The organism is Amycolatopsis sp. NPDC045836 (genome assembly GCF_056431745.1).
On the sequence record NZ_JBWKKF010000009.1, the window covers coordinates 324,421 to 344,579 of the forward strand.

The 20,159-nt window shown below is 72.3% G+C and carries 18 protein-coding genes and 2 pseudogenes; 9 read left to right on the forward strand and 11 right to left on the reverse strand.

Annotated features, from left to right (window positions below; translation table 11 throughout):
- Nucleotides 1-26: 26 nt before the first annotated feature.
- Nucleotides 27-491 (reverse strand): DUF6474 family protein, encoded by a 465-nt coding sequence (locus tag AC07EG_RS20140; RefSeq protein WP_478254635.1) that lies wholly within the window; start codon nt 489-491, stop codon nt 27-29.
- A gap of 116 nt (nt 492-607) precedes the next feature.
- Here AC07EG_RS20140 and AC07EG_RS20145 point away from each other — a divergent pair, with 116 nt between their 5' ends.
- A complete protein-coding gene (locus AC07EG_RS20145; protein WP_478254636.1) occupies nt 608-2,239 on the forward strand; it encodes a TM0106 family RecB-like putative nuclease in 1,632 nt (543 codons plus the stop codon).
- Here the strand turns inward: AC07EG_RS20145 and AC07EG_RS20150 are convergent.
- A complete protein-coding gene (locus AC07EG_RS20150) occupies nt 2,236-2,994 on the reverse strand; it encodes an SDR family NAD(P)-dependent oxidoreductase (RefSeq protein ID WP_478254637.1) in 759 nt (252 codons plus the stop codon). The genes AC07EG_RS20145 and AC07EG_RS20150 overlap by 4 nt on opposite strands.
- Before the next feature lie 142 nt (nt 2,995-3,136).
- Between AC07EG_RS20150 and AC07EG_RS20155 the strand changes: the two genes are divergently transcribed.
- Complete coding sequence (locus AC07EG_RS20155) at nt 3,137-4,447, forward strand: UDP-glucose dehydrogenase family protein (protein ID WP_478254638.1); 1,311 nt, start codon at nt 3,137-3,139, stop codon at nt 4,445-4,447.
- Here the strand turns inward: AC07EG_RS20155 and AC07EG_RS20160 are convergent.
- The gene (locus AC07EG_RS20160; protein ID WP_478254639.1) at nt 4,386-5,273 is read right to left on the reverse strand and encodes a DMT family transporter; all 888 of its coding nucleotides are present in this window, start codon (nt 5,271-5,273) and stop codon (nt 4,386-4,388) included. The two genes, AC07EG_RS20155 and AC07EG_RS20160, sit on opposite strands and share 62 nt — an antisense overlap.
- A 70-nt stretch (nt 5,274-5,343) precedes the next feature.
- On the opposite strand from AC07EG_RS20160, the gene AC07EG_RS20165 reads away from it, so the two are divergent.
- Nucleotides 5,344-5,916: a TetR/AcrR family transcriptional regulator gene (locus AC07EG_RS20165; protein ID WP_478254640.1), complete on the forward strand. Its 573-nt coding sequence runs from the start codon at nt 5,344-5,346 to the stop codon at nt 5,914-5,916.
- A gap of 20 nt (nt 5,917-5,936) precedes the next feature.
- Nucleotides 5,937-7,706, forward strand: coding sequence for a gamma-glutamyltransferase family protein (locus AC07EG_RS20170; protein WP_478254641.1), 1,770 nt, complete (start codon nt 5,937-5,939; stop codon nt 7,704-7,706).
- A gap of 40 nt (nt 7,707-7,746) precedes the next feature.
- Here AC07EG_RS20170 and AC07EG_RS20175 read toward each other — a convergent pair.
- Nucleotides 7,747-8,654 (reverse strand): annotated as a pseudogene (locus AC07EG_RS20175) (VOC family protein).
- A pseudogene (locus tag AC07EG_RS20180) lies at nt 8,597-8,891 on the reverse strand (RNA polymerase subunit sigma-24); the annotation flags it as partial. The pseudogenes AC07EG_RS20175 and AC07EG_RS20180, both read right to left, overlap by 58 nt.
- A gap of 77 nt (nt 8,892-8,968) precedes the next feature.
- Here AC07EG_RS20180 and AC07EG_RS20185 point away from each other — a divergent pair.
- Both AC07EG_RS20185 and AC07EG_RS20190 read left to right on the forward strand, forming a co-directional pair.
- Nucleotides 8,969-9,517: a hypothetical protein gene (locus tag AC07EG_RS20185; RefSeq protein WP_478254642.1), complete on the forward strand. Its 549-nt coding sequence runs from the start codon at nt 8,969-8,971 to the stop codon at nt 9,515-9,517.
- A 174-nt stretch (nt 9,518-9,691) separates the two neighbouring features.
- Nucleotides 9,692-10,678, forward strand: coding sequence for a LysR family transcriptional regulator (locus AC07EG_RS20190; RefSeq protein WP_478254643.1), 987 nt, complete (start codon nt 9,692-9,694; stop codon nt 10,676-10,678).
- A 3-nt stretch (nt 10,679-10,681) separates the two neighbouring features.
- Here AC07EG_RS20190 and AC07EG_RS20195 read toward each other — a convergent pair whose 3' ends face one another.
- Nucleotides 10,682-11,017 carry a hypothetical protein gene (locus AC07EG_RS20195; RefSeq protein WP_478254644.1) on the reverse strand — a complete coding sequence of 112 codons (336 nt, stop codon included), beginning with the start codon at nt 11,015-11,017 and terminating at the stop codon, nt 10,682-10,684.
- Between the two features lie 66 nt (nt 11,018-11,083).
- Here AC07EG_RS20195 and AC07EG_RS20200 point away from each other — a divergent pair, with 66 nt between their 5' ends.
- From AC07EG_RS20200 to AC07EG_RS20210, 3 genes are all read left to right on the forward strand, one after another.
- Nucleotides 11,084-12,235, forward strand: coding sequence for a sensor histidine kinase (locus AC07EG_RS20200; protein WP_478254645.1), 1,152 nt, complete (start codon nt 11,084-11,086; stop codon nt 12,233-12,235).
- Entirely contained in the window at nt 12,232-12,903 is a 672-nt protein-coding gene (locus AC07EG_RS20205) for a response regulator (protein ID WP_478254646.1), read from the forward strand. Before AC07EG_RS20200 ends, AC07EG_RS20205 begins: the two co-directional genes overlap by 4 nt.
- 96 nt (nt 12,904-12,999) lie before the next feature.
- On the forward strand, nt 13,000-13,446 hold the full coding sequence (locus tag AC07EG_RS20210) for a hypothetical protein (RefSeq protein ID WP_478254647.1): 447 nt from the start codon (nt 13,000-13,002) through the stop codon (nt 13,444-13,446).
- A 502-nt stretch (nt 13,447-13,948) separates the two neighbouring features.
- On the opposite strand, the gene AC07EG_RS20215 is transcribed toward AC07EG_RS20210, so the two are convergent.
- The 5 genes from AC07EG_RS20215 to AC07EG_RS20235 are packed head-to-tail and all read right to left on the reverse strand — an operon-like array spanning nt 13,949 to nt 20,156.
- Complete coding sequence (locus AC07EG_RS20215) at nt 13,949-15,712, reverse strand: glycosyltransferase family protein (protein WP_478254648.1); 1,764 nt, start codon at nt 15,710-15,712, stop codon at nt 13,949-13,951.
- Complete coding sequence (locus tag AC07EG_RS20220) at nt 15,712-16,275, reverse strand: hypothetical protein (RefSeq protein WP_478254649.1); 564 nt, start codon at nt 16,273-16,275, stop codon at nt 15,712-15,714. The genes AC07EG_RS20215 and AC07EG_RS20220 overlap by 1 nt, the downstream gene beginning before the upstream one ends.
- Nucleotides 16,268-17,878, reverse strand: coding sequence for a glycosyltransferase family 4 protein (locus tag AC07EG_RS20225; protein ID WP_478254650.1), 1,611 nt, complete (start codon nt 17,876-17,878; stop codon nt 16,268-16,270). Before AC07EG_RS20225 ends, AC07EG_RS20220 begins: the two co-directional genes overlap by 8 nt.
- Entirely contained in the window at nt 17,875-18,639 is a 765-nt protein-coding gene (locus tag AC07EG_RS20230; protein WP_478254651.1) for a class I SAM-dependent methyltransferase, read from the reverse strand. Before AC07EG_RS20230 ends, AC07EG_RS20225 begins: the two co-directional genes overlap by 4 nt.
- Nucleotides 18,636-20,156 carry a class I SAM-dependent methyltransferase gene (locus tag AC07EG_RS20235; RefSeq protein ID WP_478254652.1) on the reverse strand — a complete coding sequence of 507 codons (1,521 nt, stop codon included), beginning with the start codon at nt 20,154-20,156 and terminating at the stop codon, nt 18,636-18,638. Before AC07EG_RS20235 ends, AC07EG_RS20230 begins: the two co-directional genes overlap by 4 nt.
- Between the last annotated feature and the right edge of the window lie 3 nt (nt 20,157-20,159).

The following is a 20,159-nucleotide window of genomic DNA, read 5'->3' on the forward strand; positions in this document are numbered from 1 at the left end:
GGGGGTGCCCCGCTTTCTTCGCCGGGTCAGATGCCCAGGCGGTGCAGCAGCTGGCCTTCCAGGTGGTCCAGTTCGCCGGCGACGGCCCGGTGGGCGGCCCGGCGCCGGGCGGCCGGCATGCGTTCCGCGGCCCGCACCGAGGCGGCCAGCTGGTGCAGCGTGCCGGCGGCGCGGTCGGCGAACCTGGTGTCCTCCGGGGAGGCGTTGGCGGCGGAACGCAGGTCGTCCAGGCCCTCGCCGACCCCGGCGATGCGCGCGTGCAGCCGCGCGCCCCGGCCGGTGAACTCGCCGAGCCTGCCGACGTCGACGCCGAGCTTGCGGGCCTGGTACCGGTCGTAGGCGTCCCTGGCGGCCCCGGCGGCGCGCACGGCGAACGGCGCCACCACGGGGAGCACCGCGGGCCCGACCACCTTCGCCACTGCGAGGGCGTTGCGGGCCTTCTTCGGGGTGAACAGGCCCTCGGCCTCTTCCTTGATCTTCCTGCGGCCCATCGCTCGCCACCTTCCCGTGTCCACCGAGAACTTACTGCCCTGCCCCGGCCGGAGCACCTCGGCACGCACCAGGTGGGCGGTGATCTTCTGTCGTACCCGCGACCTAGAGTGGGGGGATGGAGAACGAGGTGTTGCTGGACGCGGGAGCGGTCACCCGCTGCCGTCGCCGGGTGCACCTCGACCACGACCCGACCGTGCGCGAGGTGCCGCGCGCCCCGCAGGACCCGTCCGCCGCGCAGCGGATCGCCGACGCCGCCGCCCACCGCGACGAGATCGCCCGGCGGCTGATCGCGGCCACCGGCGAGGGCTGGGCCAGCGTGCCGCGTGAGCTGCCGGTGCCGGACCGGGCCGCGCTGACCGAATCCGCGCTGGCCACCCGCGCGCCGTTCATCTGGGGTGCGCTGCTGCCGGTGGACCCCGACGGCGGCCGCCGCGGCGGGGTCGAGGTGCTGGTGCGCACGGCTTCGGGGTACGTGCCGGTGCTGGTGGTGCGCCACCGCATCACCGATCGCGGTGAGGGCGCGATGACCACCGGCCTCACCGATCTCGACCCGGACAACGCCACCCCCGACCCGGCGCGCAAGGTCCGCTCGCACCCGCGGGACCAGCTGCGCCTGGCGCACATCCGCCGGATGCTGCAGAAGCAGGGCCTGGCCGATCCGCGGGCGCTCGGCGGGGTGATCGGGCTGGACGCGGACGTGGTGCTCTGGCACGACCTCAACGCGCCGACCTGGCCCGGTGGCCGTGGGGCGCTGGACGAGTACGACGCCCGCTTCGCCGATCGGCTCGCCGTGGCCAAGGCGGCCGCCACCGGCCAGGAGGCGCTCGCGCAGCCGTCGCGCGTGCTCGAGTGCCGCCACTGCCCGTGGTGGCCGATCTGCGGTGACCAGCTGCTCGCGGCCAGGGACGTCAGCCTGGTGGTGCGCGGGGAGGACGGCGTGGAGCTGCGCCGCGCCGGGGTGTCCACTGTGGACAAGCTGGCCGCGCTGGACCCGGCCGATGGACCGCCGGTGCCGCTGACCGGGGAGTCCTTCGGCAACTCGGTGATGCTGGCCAGGGCCTGGCTGGCCGATCTCAACGTGGTGCGCAAGGTGGACCGGGTCGAGGTGCCGCGGGCCGACGTCGAGGTCGACGTGGACATGGAGAGCTTCGGCGATTCCGGCGCCTACCTGTGGGGTTGTCTGCTCTCCGGCGCCGACGTCGGGGTGCGCCAGGGCTATCACGCGTTCGCCACCTGGGAGCCGCTGCCCACCGACGACGAGGCGCGTTCGTTCGCCGAGTTCTGGGGCTGGCTCACCGAAGTCCGGGAGCGCGCCGAGAAGGCCGGGCTGACCTTCCGCGCCTACTGCTACAACGCGCTCGCCGAGAACCGCTGGCTGTTCGGCACGGCCAAGCGCTTCGCCGGGCAGGACGGCATCCCGCCGCGCTCGGCCATCCAGTCCTTTGTGGATTCCGAGCAGTGGGTGGACCTGTTCCAGCTGGTCTCCGACCAGTTCCTCTGCTCGCACGGCAAGGGGCTCAAGGTGATCGCGCCGGTGGCCGGGTTCAGCTGGCGCGACCCGGAGGCCAGCGGGGAGGCTTCGATGCGCTGGTACCGCGACGCGGTCGGCATGGACGGTGACGAACCGCGCCCGGAGCAGGCCGAACGCATCCTGCGCTACAACGAGGACGACGTGCTGGCCACGTTCACGCTCCGCCGCTGGATGAGCGACGAAGCGCAGAACGTGCCTTTCATGGGCGACCTTTAGCGGGGAGCCATCCGCAGCGAGCCGTCCATCCGGATGACCTCGCCGTTGAGGTAGTCGTGGTCGATGATCGACAGCGCCAGCTTGGCGTACTCCTCCGGCTGCCCGAGGCGCTTCGGGAACGGCACCCCGGCGGCCAGCCCGGCGCGGAACTCCTCGCTGACCGTGGCCAGCATCGGGGTGTCGATGACGCCCGGCGCGATGGTCATCACCCGGATGCCCTGCGAGGCCAGGTCACGCGCGGCCGAGAGGTTCAGCCCGACCACCCCGCCCTTCGACGCGGCGTAGGCGGCCTGCCCGATCTGCCCGTCGAACGCGGCCACCGACGCGGTGTTGATGATCACGCCGCGGGCGTCGTCGGCCAGCGGTTCGGTCTTGGCGATCGCCTCGGCGGCCACGGTGACCACGTTGAACGTGCCGATCAGGTTGATCTCGACGACCTTGCGGAACAGGTCGAGGTCGTGCGGCCCCTTCTTGGACAGGATGCGCGCGGACGGCCCGATGCCGGCGCAGTTCACCACCACGCGCAGCGGCACACCGGAGTCGGCGGCCCGCCCCACCGCGGCCCGGACCTGCTCCGGCTGGGTCACGTCGGCCTCGACGTAGGTGATGCCGTCGACCTGGTCCGCCTTCTCGATGGACGGGGCGAGGTCGAGCGCGAAGACCTTCGCGCCCCCGGCGGCCAGCGCCTTGGCGGTGGCGCCGCCGAGCCCGGACGCGCCCCCGGTGACTACGGCCGCGGTGTCGGTGATCTGCATGGTTCGCTGTGTCCTTCCTGGCTCAGTACCCCATCAGGTTAACGCTCGTTCGCAGCGGTCGAGCCGACCCGTCCGCAGCAGTACGCGGGTGCGTTCGCTGCTGTTGGTTTCGCGGTCAACTCCGGCTGTCACCTTCACCAGCATGAGTCCAGCTCGGATCGTGGTGGTGGGGACCGGATACGTAGGACTGACCACGGGCGCCTGCCTGGCGTCGCTCGGTCACCAGGTGACCTGCGTCGACGTGGACGAGGCGAAGGTGGCCCGGCTGGCCGCCGGCCGGGTGGACATCCTCGAACCCGGCCTGGCCGAACTGGTCGGCCGCGGGCTGACCAGCGGGCGCCTGTCCTTCGTGGTGGGCGCGCGGCCCGCGGCCGCCGCGGCCGACGCCGTCTTCCTGTGCGTGCCGACGCCGATGGGCGCGGGCGGTTCGGCCGACCTGCGGGCGGTGGAGGCGGTGACCGCCGAGATCGGTGCCGTCCTGCCCGCCGGGTGCGCGCTGATCACCAAGTCGACCGTGCCGGTGGGCACCTCGCGGCGGATCCGCGAACTGCTCGGCCGCGCGGACGTGCCGGTGGTGTCCAATCCGGAGTTCCTCCGCGAGGGCACCGCGGTGGCCGACTTCCTGCACCCCGACCGCATCGTGGTCGGCTCGGACGACCCGGCCGCGGCGCACTGGGTGGCCGGGCTCTACGCCGAGCTGGCCGCGCCGAGCGTGGTCACCGACGCGGCCAGCGCCGAGCTGGTCAAGTACGCGGCCAACTGCTTCCTGGCCACCAAGCTCTCCTACGTCAACGCGATCGCCGAACTGTGCGAGCGGCTGGGTGCCGACATCGAGGCGGTCACCGAGGGCATGGGGCACGACCGGCGCATCGGCCGCTCGTTCCTCAAGCCCGGCCCCGGCTGGGGCGGCTCCTGCCTGCCGAAGGACACCCACGCGCTGACCCGCATCGCCGAGGCCGCCGACTTCGACTTCGGCCTGCTGCGCGCGGCGATCGACGAGAACGTGGCCCAGCGCGACCGGATCATCGCCAAGATCGCCGGTGCCGTCGGCGGTTCGCTGGCCGGTGCCCGGATCGGCCTGCTCGGGCTGGCCTTCAAGGCCGGGACGAACGACCTGCGGGATTCGCCCGCGCTGGCGGTGGCCTCGGTGCTCGCCGCGCACGGCGCCGAGCTGACCGCCTACGACCCGGCCGTCGGCGGTGAACTGCCCGGCATGGTCGTGGTGGACGACCCGTACCAGGTGGCCAAGGGCGCGGACGCGGTGGTGGTGCTCACCGAATGGGCCGAGTTCCGCAGGCTGGACTGGGTGTACCTGGCCGAGCTGATGGCGGGCGACGCCGTGGTGGACACCCGCAACCTGCTCGAACCGCGGAAGGTGCTCGACGCCGGGCTCAGCTGGCAGGGCATCGGCCGGGCTCGGGAGGCGCTTTTTCCGAAGACCGCGGTTTCCTGAGCACCAGGAACACCGCGACCGCGCAGACCGCGACGCCGAGCAGGCCGCGCGCGTCCAGCGTCTCGTCGAAGAGGAGGAACGCGGCCAGCATGGTGGTCGGCGGGGTCAGGTAGAGCAGGCCGGACACCGAGGCCACCGAGCTGCGCCGCAGGTTGAGCCAGTAGAAGCCGTAACCGCCGAAGGTGGACAGCAGCACCAGCCAGGCGATGGCGAGCCAGAACGAACCGCTCGACGGCAGCACCAGCTGCCCGGTGGCGGCGGCCAGCGCGGTGAACACCACCGCGCTGGTGGTGCACTGGATCGCCAGGCTGTCCACCAGCGGCGTGCGGACCCGGGCGCGGCGTTCGACCAGTGTGCCGGCGACCAGGCCGAGCATCGAAAGCCCCGGCAGGGCGTAGGCGAGCGCGGGCGCGCCGCCGCCGGAGAGGTCACCGCCGACCACCAGCGCCACCCCGCCGAGGCCGAGCACCAGCCCGGCCCACTGCCCGCCCGACGCGCGTTCGTCCAGCACGAACTGGCCGAGCACGGTGGCCACGATCGGCTGCAGCGCGGCGATCAGCGCCGCCGTGCCCGACGGCACGCCGATGCCGACCGCCCAGAAGATGCCCGCCAGGTAGGCGCACTGGGAGAGCAGGCCGATCACCACCTGCAGCCGGACCTCGGCGAAGCTCAGCGCGCGCCGCCGGAAGAGCAGCCACCAGCCGCCGATCAGCACCGCGGCGAGCAGGCACCGCCACAGCAGGGTGGTGCCGCTGCTCGCGGTGCCGGCGGCGAGCGCGGCCCCGACGAAGCCGGAACTCCACATCAGCACGAATCCGGTGCGCACGGGGCCTCCTGACTAAACAGAACGGTTTACTCGTGCGAGTAGAGTAGACAGATCGGTGTACTGTCAAACGATGGCGGCGAAGGAACTGACCCCGGCGGCCGAGCGGGTGCTCGAAGTGGCAGGCAGGCTCTTCTACGCCAGGGGCATCCACGCGGTCGGCGTGGACCTGATCGCGGGTGAGGCCGGGGTCACCAAGAAGACGCTGTACGACCGGTTCGGCTCGAAGGACGCGTTGATCGGCCACTACCTGCGGCGCCGGGACGAGCGCTGGCGGGCACACGTGCGCGCCGTGGTCGGCGACGCGGCGCCGGTCGACGGCCTGCTGCTGGTCTTCGACGCGCTGGACCGGTGGATGCGGGCGATGAACCCGCGTGGCTGCGCCTTCGTCAACGCACACGCCGAACTGCCCGACGGCGACCACCCCGGCCGGCACGCGATCGCCGAGCAGAAGCGCTGGTTGCGTGACTACCTGCGCGAACTCGCCGAGCGAGCCGGGTTGCCGGATCCGGAGGAACTGGCTGGGGCGTTGCTGATCCTGCTCGAAGGCGCGACCGTGGCCGGTTCGCTGGACCTGGTGCCGGACGCGGTCGAGGCGGCGAAGGGCATCGCCGCGGGCCTGATCGGGGCTCAGCAAAACCGTTAGCAACGCGTACTATCGGAATCGTGTTCACGACTCGGCCGGAGCTGACCGGCACACACGGCATGGTGGCGTCGACACACTGGCTCGGCTCGGCCACCGGCATGGCGGTGCTCGAAAGCGGCGGCAACGCCTTCGACGCGGCGGTCGCGGCCGGCTTCGTGCTGCAGGTCGCCGAACCGCACCTCTGCGGCCCGGCCGGGCAGGTCCCGGCGCTGTTCACCAGGGCGGACGACCCGACGCCGCGCCTGCTCGCCGCGCAGGGACCGTCGCCGGCGGCCGCCACCCCGGAGCACTTCGCCGAACTGGGCCTCGACCTGATCCCCGGCAGCGGGCTGCTGGCCGCCACGGTGCCCGGCGCCTGGGACGGCTGGCTGCTGCTCCTGCGCGACCACGGCACCAAGTCCCTGCGTGAGGTCCTCGGTTACGCGATCTCCTACGCCGAGCACGGGGTTCCGCTGGTCGACCGCGTCAGCGCGACGATCGACCTGGTGGCCGAGCTGTTCACCGACCACTGGCCGACGTCGGCGGAGATCTGGCTGCCGGACGGCAAGTCGGCCAAGGGCGTGCACCGCAACCCGACGCTGGCCCGCACCTGGACGCGGCTGCTCGAAGAAGCCGAGGCGGTCAGCGGCCGGGAGGCGCAGATCGACGCCGCCCGCCGCGCCTGGTCGCAGGGGTTCGTCGCGGAGGCGGTCGACGCGTTCTCCCGCCACCGCTTCCGCGACGACTCGGGCCGCGACCACGCCGGCCTGCTCACCGGCGACGACCTGGCGAACTGGGAAGCGACCTACGAAGACGCCGTGGTGGTCGACCTCGACGGGTGGAGCCTGGTCAAGCCCGGCGGCTGGACCCAGGGGCCCGCGCTGGCGCAGCAGGTGCTGCTGCTGGACGGCCTGCGGGACGAATTGTCCTATGTGGATGGCAAGCCGACCGCGCGCACGGTGCACCTGGCCGTCGAGGCGGCGAAGCTGGCCTTCGCCGACCGGGAAGCCTGGTACGGCGACACGGACGTCCCGCTGGACGACCTGCTGTCCCGCGAATACGCCGCCCAGCGCCGCGAACTGATCGGCGACGAGGCCAGCGGCGAGCTGCGCCCGGGGTCACCCGGCGGCCGCACGCCGAAGCTGCCGAAGATCCTCGACTCGCTGCGGGACGCGACCGCCGCCGCCGGCGCGGTCGGCGAGCCGACGGTCATGCCGACCGGCGACACCCGCGGCGACACCGTGCACATCGACGTCGCCGACCGGTTCGGCAGCCTGGTCTCGGCCACCCCGTCCGGCGGCTGGCTGCAGTCCAGCCCGGCGATCCCCGAACTCGGCTTCTGCCTCGACTCGCGGGGGCAGATGTTCTGGCTGGAACAGGGCCTGCCGAACTCGCTGGCGCCGCGCAAGCGCCCGCGCATCACCCTGTCGCCGTCGATGGCGCTGCGCGACGGCGTGCCGCGGCTCGCCTTCGGCACCCCGGGCGGCGACCAGCAGGACCAGTGGCAGCTGTGCTTCTGGCTGGCGCACACCGTCGGCGGGCTGAACCTGCAGGAGAGCATCGACGCCCCGGCGTGGCACACCAACGCCTTCCCCAGCTCGTTCTACCCGCGGGCGTGGACCCCGCGCGAGATCGTGGTGGAGTCACGACTGGGTCAGTCCACTGTGGACCAGCTGCGGGCGTGGGGCCACCGGGTCCTCGACGGCGGCGAATGGGGCCTGGGGCGGCTTTCCGCGGTGTCCAGCGAAAACGGCGTCCTGCGCGCGGCGGCGAACCCCCGCGGCATGCAGGGATACGCCGTCGGCCGCTAGCCCACCACCACCTTCAACGGAGCCGCTGCGCGGCGCTGGATCATGCTTCCCGGAGCCAGAATTCGACCCCCTGATCGTCGGCGCAGTCGGCGGTCAGGCCGTACGGTTCCCGCTTCGGCCCGTCGAGCACGCGACCGCCCGCCGCGCGGACCCGGTCCATCGCGGCCGCCAGGTCGTCCACCGCGTACATCAGCTTCCAGCCGACCCGGCGGTCACCGCCCCACAGCCCGCCCGGCAACCCGTTGCCCTCGATCCGCCAGCCGTGCTCGACGCTGCCCGGGCTGAACTGCCAGCCGAGCACCGAGCCGTAGAACGCCTTGGCGGCGTCGTCGGGCACCTGGAAGGTGAAGTACCGGGCGTGCCCGTGCCGGACCGCCGGGCGTCCTCGAACGGCCGCGCCGCCGCCCGGGCGACCAGCTGGCGCTGGCCGAACGGGTCCTTCAGGTGTCCGGTCAGCCCGTAACCGTGGTCCTCGGCCGGGCGCAGCAGCTCGGCGCCCAGCTCGACCGCGCGGTTCACCGAGGTGTGCACGTCCGCCACCTCCACCCGGATCAGCGCACCGCCTTCCGGCGCGACCACGTTGCCCAGCTCGGGGAACTCCTCGGCGAGGAACAACACGGAGTCGCCGATGGCCAGTTCGGCGTGCCCGACCCCGTCGTCCATCACGAGCGGATCGGCTCGCCGGGTCGCGCCGAACGCGTCGAGGTAGAAGTCCAGCGCCCGCCGGGCGTCGGTCACCACCAGGTACGGGGTCAGCGCGCGGACCTCGCTCCGGGTCACGGCGGTTGTCGTGGTCATCTCTCCTCCGTTCAGCACCGCGCGGCGCAACCGGTCGCGCAGTTCGTCGGCGAATCGCGGGTCCGGGTCGACGGGCTCGGGGCACCGCGGAGGGCGCCGAGCGAAGCGAGCACCTCCCGCGCCCGCAGCCCGTCGAGTTCGGCGTCCCACGGGTCGACGGTTTCGGGTTGTTCGTCGTGCACCAGGCGCAGCCCGCGTTCTTCGCGGGCACAGCACCCGCCTTGCGGCAGGTGCGGACCGCGCCGAGAAGGTCTCCGAGGTCAGCTCCTCGGCGACCACCCGGTCCCCGCACCTGGCCAGGAGGTAGCCGTAGACCTCCGGCAACGCCGCGTCGTACAGCTCGAGCAGCGCGAACGCCGGGTCCCGCTGCACCCTGGGTTCGTTCACCACCCCATCGTCGTCCGGTGGCACGGAACTCCGACGTCTTCGCGTGAGAACTCCCGTCCCGTGGGCACCCTGGCGGCATGGACGTGGTCGAACGCGTGCGGAGCTGGCTCGCCGATCGGGAGGTGACCTGCGAAGACGGGGTGTGGCTGGCGCGCGGGGAAGAGATCAGCGCCGACGAGGTCGCCCACGAATGGGCGCGTGAGCTGCTCGAAGAGCCCTACCTGACCGGCTACGCCCGGCTGCTCTACGGCTTCGCCCTGCTCGACCTGCTGGACGCGTATCCGGTGACGGTGGAGATCCGGCGGGCGCTCGACCCGGCGCACACCGACGAGTTCTGGGCCGAGTACCGCCGGCGGCTGGAGGCGCCCGAACCACCGGAGGCGATCCTGGAGTCGCTGTACACGGACCTGTTCGTGGACGAGGACACCGCGGCGACCGCCTTCGCCGAGGTGCTCGGCAACGATCTGCGGCAGTTGCAGACACCCGGCGAGCTGCGCCGGGCCCGCCGGGTGCTGATCATCTCCCGCCCGGTGCCGTGGACCGCCAAGGACCGGGCCTACCGCTACGCGGCGACCCGGCCCGACCTGCGCCCCGCTCTGCCCCGTGAGTGGCCGGAGGAACCCTGACCGCTCACGAACCCCCTTCGCGGCGCGCGCACACCGGTTGTTCGCGGGCAACCAGCTGGCGGTGGCGAAATACTGGCACGCCGCGGGCGGCGTTGAGAAGCAATTGTCGGAAGTAATTTTGAGATTTGTTCAAGTGGTGCCGGGATCAGTTTCGGCCGGTCTACACTCCGGGATATGAGCCGGTTGCTCCAGAGCCCGCAAACATTGCTGGACACCACGATGGATCAGCTGCGCACGCTGATCGCGGTCCGTGACACCGGTACGGCGCTGGGTGCGGCCCGGGCGCTCGGCCGCGCCCAGTCCAGCATCCAGAAGCAGCTCGACACGCTCAACCGCAACTTCGGCGAGCTCTGCGGTGAGCCGCTGGTGGTCAAGCAGGGCCGCGGGCAGGACGTGCTGTTCACCGAAACCGGCAAGGCGATGGTGGAACGCGCCCGGCGCACGCTCACCGACTGGCTCGACGAAATCGACGAGGGCCGCCGCCGCACCGGCGAGACGCTGACCGTCGGCACCACCCGGTTCACCCTCGGTTTTGTCACCGACGTCAGCGAGCAGATCGCCGGCGAGCTCACGCGCCTCGGCGTGGACCTGCGGTTCCTGCACCTGCGCACCAAGGACCTGCTGCCCGCGCTGGCCGACAAGCGCGCCGACGTGGTGTGCGGCAGCGTGGTCACCTCCGGCGGCGACGAACTCGCCGGGTGCCAGGTGCTGGAGTGGCGCCGCAGCGGGCTCTCGGTGATCACCAACCTGCCGGAGGCCCAGCTCCCCGGCCCGGTGCTGCACGCGAAGGAACTGCACACGCTGCCGCTGGTCATCTCCGCGACCGGGTTGATCGCGGAGATCCTGCGTGGCTGGTTCGGCCAGGGCTACCGGGAAAAGCTGGACGTGGCCGCGGAGATCGACACGCTGAACTACGGGTTCGAACTGCTGCACTCCGGGCTGGTGCGCGGCTGCATGCTGGTCACCCGCGGCATCGGCGAGGCCGCCACCGACGGGCGGATCCCCGAGGGCGGCGGCCTGCGCGTCGTGCCGGTGGTCAACGACGTGGACCCGCGGCTGGAAGTGCTCGTCGGCGCCTTCGCCCGCCGCGGGGAGTCCTCACCGGCGGTGAAATTGCTTTGGGACGCCCTGCTCCGCCAGCACTCGGAATGGCGGGAATAGCTTTTACCACCGCGGGCCCGGCAATTTAGTCGAAAAAATGGACAATGCCGCCGAAGTGAGCACCTGAATCGTCATGATCAGCACCAACGCATTTCCCGTGCCGAGTGCGGACGGCTCGGCCGCGGCGGCGAACAGGGTGCCGAACGCGGCCACGCCCAGCGCCGTCGACGTCTGCTGCACGGTGGTCAGCCCGGCGGGGGTCAGGGTGCCTGCCGCACGACCCCCGCCGTCGCACGCCCGGGCTGCGCCACGAGGAGGTCGCGCAGCTCGCCGGGGCCGGATCACCTGGTACACCCCGGCGAACGAGGAGACGGCGGCGAAGCTGCGCGCGTAAGGCACCCGTCGTAATCCAACAGCCGCTTTTGAACGGACGTGCTGGTCCATCCGGTGCCGTAGTTTTCAAGGGTGGTCACGGGGAGTCGAACACGCGGTCCGGGATGGGGCGATCTGCTGCTCACCGGGCTGGTCACGGTGTTCGTGGTGGGCTTCACCTCCGGCGCCTCGCGGTGGCAGGCCCGGTGGGATCCGGCGGCCGAGCCGTTCCGCCAGCTGGACGCACTCGGCTACGGCTGGCTGGTCGCCGCCGTGCTGCCGCTGCTGCTCGTGCGCCGCTTCCCGTACGCCGCCTTCGCCGTCTGCTCCGCGCTGGCGTTCACCTACTACTGGACCGATTACCCCGGCGGGCCGGTCAGCGTGGCCTCGGCGATCTCGCTCTTCGTGTTGACCGTGCTCCGCGGTGTGCTGCCGGGTGCGATCGCGGGCGGCACGCTGCTGGTCGCGATGTACGCGGCGCACGTGGTGTCCACCGGCGACTGGCTGCCGACGCCCGCCTCCGGCGCGCTGGCCGGGGCCGCGGTGGCGATGGTCGGCGTCGGCGCGGCGATCCGCGCGCGCCGGGTGGCCACGCGCGCCGCGCAGGACCAGGCGCGGGAGCACGAGCAGCGGCTGGCCGAGCAGGAACGGCTGCGCATCGCCCGCGAGGTGCACGACGTGGTCGCGCACAGCCTCGCGATGATCAACGTGCAGGCCGGGGTCGCCGTGCACGTCGCCGACCGGCGGCCGGAGCAGGCGAAGGAGGCGCTGCTCAACATCAAGGAGGCGAGCGCGTCCGCGCTGGTGGACCTGCGGGCCACGCTGGCCGTGCTGCGCTCGGGTCAGGAACGCGGGCCGGTGCAGGGGCTGGCGCAGATGGACGAGCTGCTCGACCACGCCAGGGCCGCCGGGCTGACCGTGCGCGTGCACGGCCGTCCGGGTGAGCTGCCCGCGCCCACCGACGGCGCCGCCTACCGCATCCTGCAGGAGTCGCTGACCAACGTGGTCCGGCACGCCACTCAAGCGTCCAGTGTGGACATACATTTCGGGCGGCCCGGCGGTGGGCTGGAGCTGCGCGTGCGCGACGACGGCATGGGCGCCACCCCGCCGCGGCTGGGCAACGGCCTGCGTGGCATGCGCGAGCGCGCCGACGCGCTCGGCGGCAGCGTCGAGGCGGGCCCGGTGGCCGGTGGCGGGTTCGAGGTCCGGCTGCGGTTGCCGGTGAACGGGAAGGACGGCGCATGACGATCCGGGTGGTGCTGGCCGACGACCAGGCGCTGGTGCGCGCCGGGTTCCGGGTGCTGCTGGAAACCGAGGACGGCTTCGAGGTCTGCGGGGAGGCGGGCAACGGGGCCGAGGCGGTCGAACTGGCCGCGGCGCAGCGGCCGGACGTCGTGGTGATGGACGTCCGCATGCCCGGCACGGACGGGCTGGAGGCCACCCGCCGGATCACCGCGAACCCCGAGCTGGCCGGGGTGAAGGTGCTCGTGCTGACCACCTTCGACGAGGACGAGTACGTCTACGAGGCGCTGCGGTCCGGGGCGAGCGGGTTCCTGCTGAAGGACACCGAACCGGTGGAACTGCTGCGGGCCCTGCGGGTGATCGCCTCCGGCGAGGCGCTGCTGGCCCCCACGGTGACCCGGCGCCTGATCGCCGAGTTCGTCGGGCGACCGGAACACCGCCGGGTGGACACCGGGGCGATCCGGGAGATCACCGAGCGGGAGCGGGAGGTGCTGGCGCTGGTCGCGGGCGGGTTGTCGAACGACGAGATCGCCGAGCAACTGGTGATCTCCACGGCGACCGCGCGCACGCACGTCAGCCGCATCATGACCAAGATCGCCGCACGGGACCGCGCGCAGCTGGTGGTGCTGGCCTACGAGTCCGGCCTGGTCAAACCTCGGGACCCTCACTAAACGTCACAAAGCTCACGATGAAAACGCTGCGGTTACACCAATGGAGCGATATGGTCACTTCGGACAGTAGTTCGATCATGAGGGGACCGATGCGTCATGGCCGCCTGGCCGTCTCTCGACGATGAGCAGCAGCGCGCCACGCTGGAGCAGCTGACGAGCACCGTGCTCGCCGCGCTCCCGGAAGGCTGGCAGCAACTGGCCATCGAATACCGCCAGGTCGGCGCGCACATCGACGTGCGGACCGGGCTGACCGGCGAGTCGGGCGAGACCGAGGTGTGGAACCCGCCGGCCGAGACCTGGCACCGCTTCCAGGACCTGCGGGGCGGCATGTACCGGGACGGGGAGGGCACCTGGTTCGCCGCCCGCTACGTGCTGGACGGTCCCGAGCAGTTCAGCATCCAGTACAACAACACCGTCGAACCGGCCTTCCGCGCCCCCCTCGGTGACCACGACGTCGCCACCGAACAACACGAGTTCCCCCGGGACGAAGCGCACATGCCGGACTGGTACCAAGCCAAGTTGACCGCGGTCGTCGCTGCTTGAGCGTTCACCTCGAACGTTCGCGAAGTCGGCCATCCGCGTTCTGAGCCTCACATACGCGTCCCAAGTTGGGCTTCCGTGCAGCCGAGTCTCGACATTCAGCAATCGAAAGCCGCACACGCACCTTCGCTGTCCACAACCCCCGCCACCATCCACACCTCGACCGACCGCACCCCCGAGTGGGGTTTTCGGCGATGGAATCGACTTGGGGACGCCCCCCTGGGAGTGGCGGAGGCATGTTGGTGTTGCATCGGCCGGGCAGCAGTTGTGCGGGTATTTGGCAGCGGCGCCGAAACAGGCACGGAACTGCAGGAGTGGCCAACCGGCCCGTCTGCGTGAGCAGGTGGGTCAGTTTCGGCGGAGTTGGCGGGCGACGCGGATCAAGAAGACGACCGCCAGTGCGGCGACCACGGTGATTTCCACCCACATGACGCCTCCTTTCCCAACGGATGTTCCGATATGGGGGCGCGCAGCGGGGGGAAGCGTTCCCCGACACGGCCCGACCTCACCCGTTCGCCTGAACCGCCGCCCACACCCGTTGCGGGTCGAGGTCGAGGGGGCGGGGTGGCGGATCGGGGCGGGTTCGGCGCAGCAGCACCTGCTGGACCAGGGTGCTCCGGTGACCCCCCTCGGCCACGCCCTGCCAGAAGACGTGGTCCTCCAGCTCGTCGAACAGGGGCTCTTCGGTCCAGCCGCCCAGTTGGTCGAGCAGCGAGCGGTGCACCAGGTAGCCGCAACCCAGGTACGGCAGCCGGCGCAGGCGGCGCGCCTCCGCGGGCAGGGCGGCGACCAGGCCCTCGACGGGGTCGCCGATCAGGCAGTGCACCACGGCCGACTCCGTGCCCGCGGCCAGCAACCGCGAAAGCAGCTCCGGCGAAGCCCGCAGTCCCGCGTCGACCACCAGCAGCCAGGGCGCGTCCGAACGCTCCAGCAGTGCGTTCCGCGTGAAACCCCGGCCCAGCGCGAATTCGTGTTCCAGCACGTCATACGGTCGCGTCGCCGAACTGGTCAGCGCGCCGTCCTCGCCGACGAGCAGCCGACGCGGCAGGACGGTGCCGTTGAGCAGGTCGTTCGCCAGCTCGACCGGGTCCGGTTCACCCGGCCGCCGCACCAGCAGGACGTCGACGGGGGCTCGGGTGGCCTCCGCGAAAACCGGCGTGCCCGGGACCCAGCGCCGCGAAGCCGCCCGCCGGGCGTATCGGATCCGGTCGACGGCCATCGCGCACGCCGCGGCGTCCGAATCACCGGCAGCCGGGTCGAACCGCACGTCCCACGAAGGGGTGTCCACCGAAAGCGATTCGGCCGGTGACCGCGAACCGACCGCGAGCCGCGTCAACGGCGTTTCCACCAGTTCGGAAGAACCCGAAACCAGCTCGGCGGCCAGCGAGAGCAGCATCCGCGCCGACCCCGGCAGATCCAGCTTGTTCCGCACGAAGTCGTACCCGGCCATCCGCAGGTCGTGCTCGCGCGACGGCTGGGCGACCAGCGCCGCCGCCGCGGCGCCGAGGGCTTCCGGCCGCGCGACGACCAGGTGCTCACCGGGGATCAGCGGGGCCATGTCCGCCGACGGCTCGGTCAGCACCACGCACCCGTTGCACAGCGCCTCCAGCACCCGCACCCATTCCAGCGCGACCGTGGTGCCGCGGTGCAGGTTGATCAGCGTGCGCGAGTTCGCCAGGTGCTCGTGCTTCGCCGAACCTGGCAGGAAGTCGACCCGCGGGGGCCCCATCATCTCGTGCGGGGGGACGAACAGGCGTGAGCGCACGCCTTCGAGATCGCGCCAGTACGAGGAGATCAGCCGCGACCGCCGTCGTTCCTCGGTGCCGAGATAGGTGACGTCCACCTCACGCGGGCTGTCCGGGTCACCGCCCCAGCGGTCCCACAGCGGGGTGTACCCGAGCTGGAAGTGCTCGATGCGGTTGCCCTGGCGCCGGAGTTCCTCGGTCGAGTCCAGGTTGATGTCGACCCCGCACGCCAGCCGCGGCACGAACCGCGCGGTCCGCTCGAACGACAGCGTGCCGGGGTGCTCCACGCAGAAGCCGATGGTGCGGGCCAGCTGCTCCGGCGTCGGCTGGAGGTGTTCCGGGGTGACGATGAAGTACTCGTGCGGCACGATCACGTAGACCGTGTCCGCCCGCGGCTCCGGGAACCGCCCGGAGGCGGTCCGCGCGCGCCCGCCCACCCGGACCACGGCGTCGGCGACCACGTCGAGCAGCTCGTCCATGAACACCGAGCCGCCGATGCCGGAGACGAAGCACAGGTCCACCATCAGCGCGCGGTCCGCTTCCGCACGGCTCGCAGCGGCGCGGTGACGCGCCAGCTGATCGTGGCCTTGGTCGCTGCCAGCTCGTTCGACAGCGCCGCCACCTCGGCCGCCAGCTGACCCGCGCGTTCCTCGTCCACCGGCCCACGCGGGGCGCGGCGCACCGGCAGCGGCTGCCCGGCCAGGCTCAGCTCGGCGTCGAGCAGGGTCAGCCGCAGGCGGTCGCGTTCACCGCGGAGGTCGGACAGCTCGGCTCGCAGGGTGTCCCGCTCGGCGCGGGCGGCGGTGGTCTCCTGGCGCAGCGCCTCGGCCTCGGCGCTCTTCTCACGAGCCACCACCTCCGCCTGCTCGGCGCGCTGGGTCAGCTCGGCGAAGTGCGCTTCGGACCGTTCCCCGGCCAGGGTTTCCGCCAGCTCGTCCCGCTCGGCGACGACCGCGGCCAGCTTCGCCTCGGTTTCGGCCAGCTCACCCCGCAGGCGTTCGCGCTCGGCGGTGTAGACCTCGCGCTCGGCCCGCAACCGGGTCAGCTCGGCCCGGATCGGGCCGGGCAGACTTTCTTCGTTACCCATCGTGGTCCCCTAGCAGCGATTCCAGCACCTGCGAGTATTCGGCGGCGTAACCGGCCGGGTCCAGCCAGCCGACCAGCTCGCCGAACGCCCGCGCGGCGATCTCGGCCCGTTCCGGCGCCGGCGTCTCCAGCGCCCGCAGCAGCGCGACGGTCAGCGCGTCCACGTCGTTCGGCTCGAACAACCAGCCGGTGCGGCCGTCCGCGACGATCTCCCGCGCGCCGAACACGTCACTGGCCACCACCGGCAGCCCGACGCACACCGCTTCGAGGATCGACCGCGGCAGCGACTCCAGGTCCGAGCTGTTCACGAACAGGTCCGCGGCCTGGAACCACGGCACCGGGTCGCGCTGCACCTCGACCAGGTTCACCCAGTCGCCGAGCCCCATCTTCCGCACCAGGTCCGCGGTGGCCCGGCCGTACTGCGACTCGTGGTAACCGACCACGGTCAGCAGCACCTCGGGGAACCGCCGCCGCACCCGGTCCATCGCCGCGATCAGCCCGGCCTGGCCCTTGCGCGGTTCCATGATGCCGACGTTCAGCACCACCAGCGCGTCCGGCGGCAGGCCCAGCCGTTCCCTGGCCTCGTGCCGCACGCGACCGCTGGTCCGCCCGTCGAACCGCACCATCGGCGAGCCGTAGCGGATGGTCCGGCCGCGGTGCGGCGGGCTGTACCGCTCGTACATCTCCCGGGTGGCATCGGCGACGAAGGTCAGCTGCTCGACTTCGGCGAACAACTGCTCCCAGCGGGCGCGCACGGTCGGGTTCATCCCGGACCGCCAGGTCTCGTAGGCGAAGGTGCCCAGCGGGAAGCTCTCGTGCACCGCCCAGGTCGTCGGCAGCCCGGCCCGCCGGGCGGCGTCCACCCCGGGGAACGCGGTGATCGTGTTGACCAGGGCCACGCTCGCGCCGGACGCCTTCGCGACCAGCGCCAGTTCGGCGACGTGGCCTTCGTAGGCGGCGACGGTGTCCACCTGGTACGGCCGGGTCAGGTGCACGTCGACGCCGAGGTCGGCGCAGTCCTGCCGCAGCGGCCCGTCCACCGGTGCCACCACGGTGACCCGCCAGCCGTGCTGCTTGACCAGCCCGTTCAGCAGTTCCTGCAGCCACAGCTGCCCGCCGCCGAGGTTCAGGCCGTGCCCGAAGACCAGCACGTGACGCGGATCGGCCTCGGCGCGCACCCGGGTGAGCAGGCTGCCGGAGCGCGTGCGCAGTTCGGCCGCGAGCTGCTCGTCGTCGGTGTCGCGTGCCGGGTTGCGGACCGTGCAGTACCGCGCCGGCGAGGTCCATTCGCCGACCTCGTGGTGCCGCAGCCGCACGCGCACCGAAACCCGGTGCTCGGCACCCGGGGGCAGGTCCAGCGCCACCCGCGCTTCGAACCCGCAGGTGCCCGCTTCGCCGTACTCGGGGAAGCCGGTGGCCACGTCGGGGCGCGGGATGCGGATGCGGGCGCTCACCGGCGCCGCGCCGTCGACCAGCACCTCGGCGAAGCTCGGCGCGAAGCCGTCCAGCAACGCCCAGCCGCTGACCGGCAGCACGTCACCCGGCACCACGAACTCGGCGGGCGGGTGGTCCAGTTCGAAGTGGACTCTGGGGCCGTCGCTCACAGGTCCGCCTTCAGCGTCGCGTTGGCGTCCTTGACCAGCACCATCACGTCCTGGTGGCGGTCCCACGCGGCTTCGTCGTATCCGGCGAGACGCAGGTCGGGGGCCTCCAGCGCGCGTTGCACGGCCCAGCCGGGGGAGCTGAGCGAGATGCCGTAGCCGTCGTAGCCGACGTAGTCGTTGTACCCGAAGCCGCAGGACTTGTACGCCGCGAGCACGCGGTCGATGGCCCGCGCGTCCAGCCCGTAGTCCTTGCCCGCCTCGGCGCGCATGGCCATCCGGCGGCCGTGCGTGGTGACCACCGCGACCCCGCCGGGGGCCAGCGCCCGCGAGAAGTACCGCAGCAGCGGGCCCCACTGCGGGGCGTCGAGGTGGGTGAGCACCGACCCGCACCAGATCAGGTCCACGTCGGTGACCTGCTCGATGTGGTCGGGGTCCGGGGCGCCGGTGACCGCCCGCACGCCGAACGCCCCGGCGCAGCTGGCCAGCGCGGCGGGGTCCATGTCGCAGGCGATCAGCTCGGTGGCCGGGAAGGCGGCCCGCAGCGAGCGCAGCACCCGGCCGTAGCCGCAGCCGAAGTCCAGCAGCCGCTTGGGTTCCGGCTTGCCGGTGACGTGCAGCGCGGCGAGCACCGCGCGCAGGGCGTCCTTCGACACGCTGAAGTAGTGCTCGGTGCTGCCGGCGAACATGCTGTCGCCGTCGGCGATCGTGGTGTTCACGCCCGCCATCACGCGCGCGACGGTTTCGTCCAGCGTTTCGCTCATTTCTCCACCCCTGGTAGTTCGTCCCGCACGGCGACGGCTTCGGCCAGCCGGTCGTGCCAGGCCGCCCGTATTGTGCCGACCGCGTCGCCGGCGGGTGCACCCCCGTGCCGGCCGATGGCCTGGAACCGGGCTTCGCGGTCGACGGCCCGGTCCACGTAGTCCGGGGTCACCCCGAGCAGCGCACCCAGCCAGGCGGCCAGGTCGCGCACCGTGCTCGACGGTCCCGCGCCCGGCCACGCCAGCCCGGCGAGGCGTTCGGCGGTGAGCAGCAGGCCGCGGGCCACCACGGTCTCCGGGGTGGCCTCGTCGAAGCGCCACTCCAGGTCGATCGGCCGCAGTTCGCCGTCACCGGTGACCACGATGTTGTGCGGCAGCAGGTCCCACAGCGCCGGGCCGTGCTCGGCCGCCCGCTCGTGGACCAGGTCGCGCCAGGCCCGCAGCAGTTCCGCGGTCAGCCAGGGCCGGTCGGCGAGCACCCCGACCATGGTCGGCCCGTCGTGGATCGGATCGGTCCACGCCTGCACCGAAACCGGGCCGGAGCCGTCCGGTTCGAGCAGCGGTTCGCGCCGGACCTCGTGCCGGGTCACCTCCGCGCCGGTGCACCACCGCGCCGCGCGATCGGTGTTGAAGTACTTGGCCAGCCTGCCCTCCGGCCACAGCGGGGACGGCCCGGAAACCGTGGCCAGCACGAGGAAGGCGTTCGCCGCGTCCTCGGCCTGACCGGCTTCGACCAGCTGCGCCCACACCTTCGCCTCGTCGACCGGGCGCGGTGAGTCGAACCCCTCGTCGGGACTGGGCAACCGCGGCAGTTCGATCGCCAGCCGGGGCTGCGCCACCAGCAGTTCGCGGTCGAAAACCACGCGTGTGCAACGGAAATCGGGGAAGCAGCCGAGCACGCGCGTGGTGTCGAAACCGGCCTCGCGGATCAGGCGTTCCAGCGGGCGGCGGGCGATCAGCCGGGCCGGGCCGCCGAACGGGTGCCCCTCGATCGCGTCCCAGCGGCGGCCGGTGTACCGGTCCGGGGCCCCGGCGAGGTTCCGCACGCCGAACTGGTTGTCCACCGCCAGGCACAGCGTGCCGCCGGGCGCCAGGTGCTCGCGGGCGGTGCGGAGGAAGGCGACCCGCTCACCGGGGTCCACCAGCGTTTCCAGCATTTCGACGGCGACCACCACGTCGTACCGGCCGCCGGGCAACCGGTCGAGCACCCGCACCCCGGGCAGCCCGGCGGTGCGGTCGGCGGTGATCCCGGCCAGTTCGGCGTCCGGTTCGACGGCGTCCACTTCGGACACCGTTTCGGCCAGGTACCTGGTCAGCGAGCCGCTGCCCGCACCGAGGTGCAGCACCCTGGCGCCGGCCGGGAGGTCGAGCGCACGCAGCAGGTTGGCCCGGCCCCGGTCCAGGTGCGGGCGCTCGGCCGGGTACCTGGCGGCGAAGTGCAGTTCGTCGCTGAGGGCGGACCGGTCCCCGGCCCTGGCCACGATGGCGCCGGCCAGCGCCGTGGTGAGCCGGGAACCCACCGC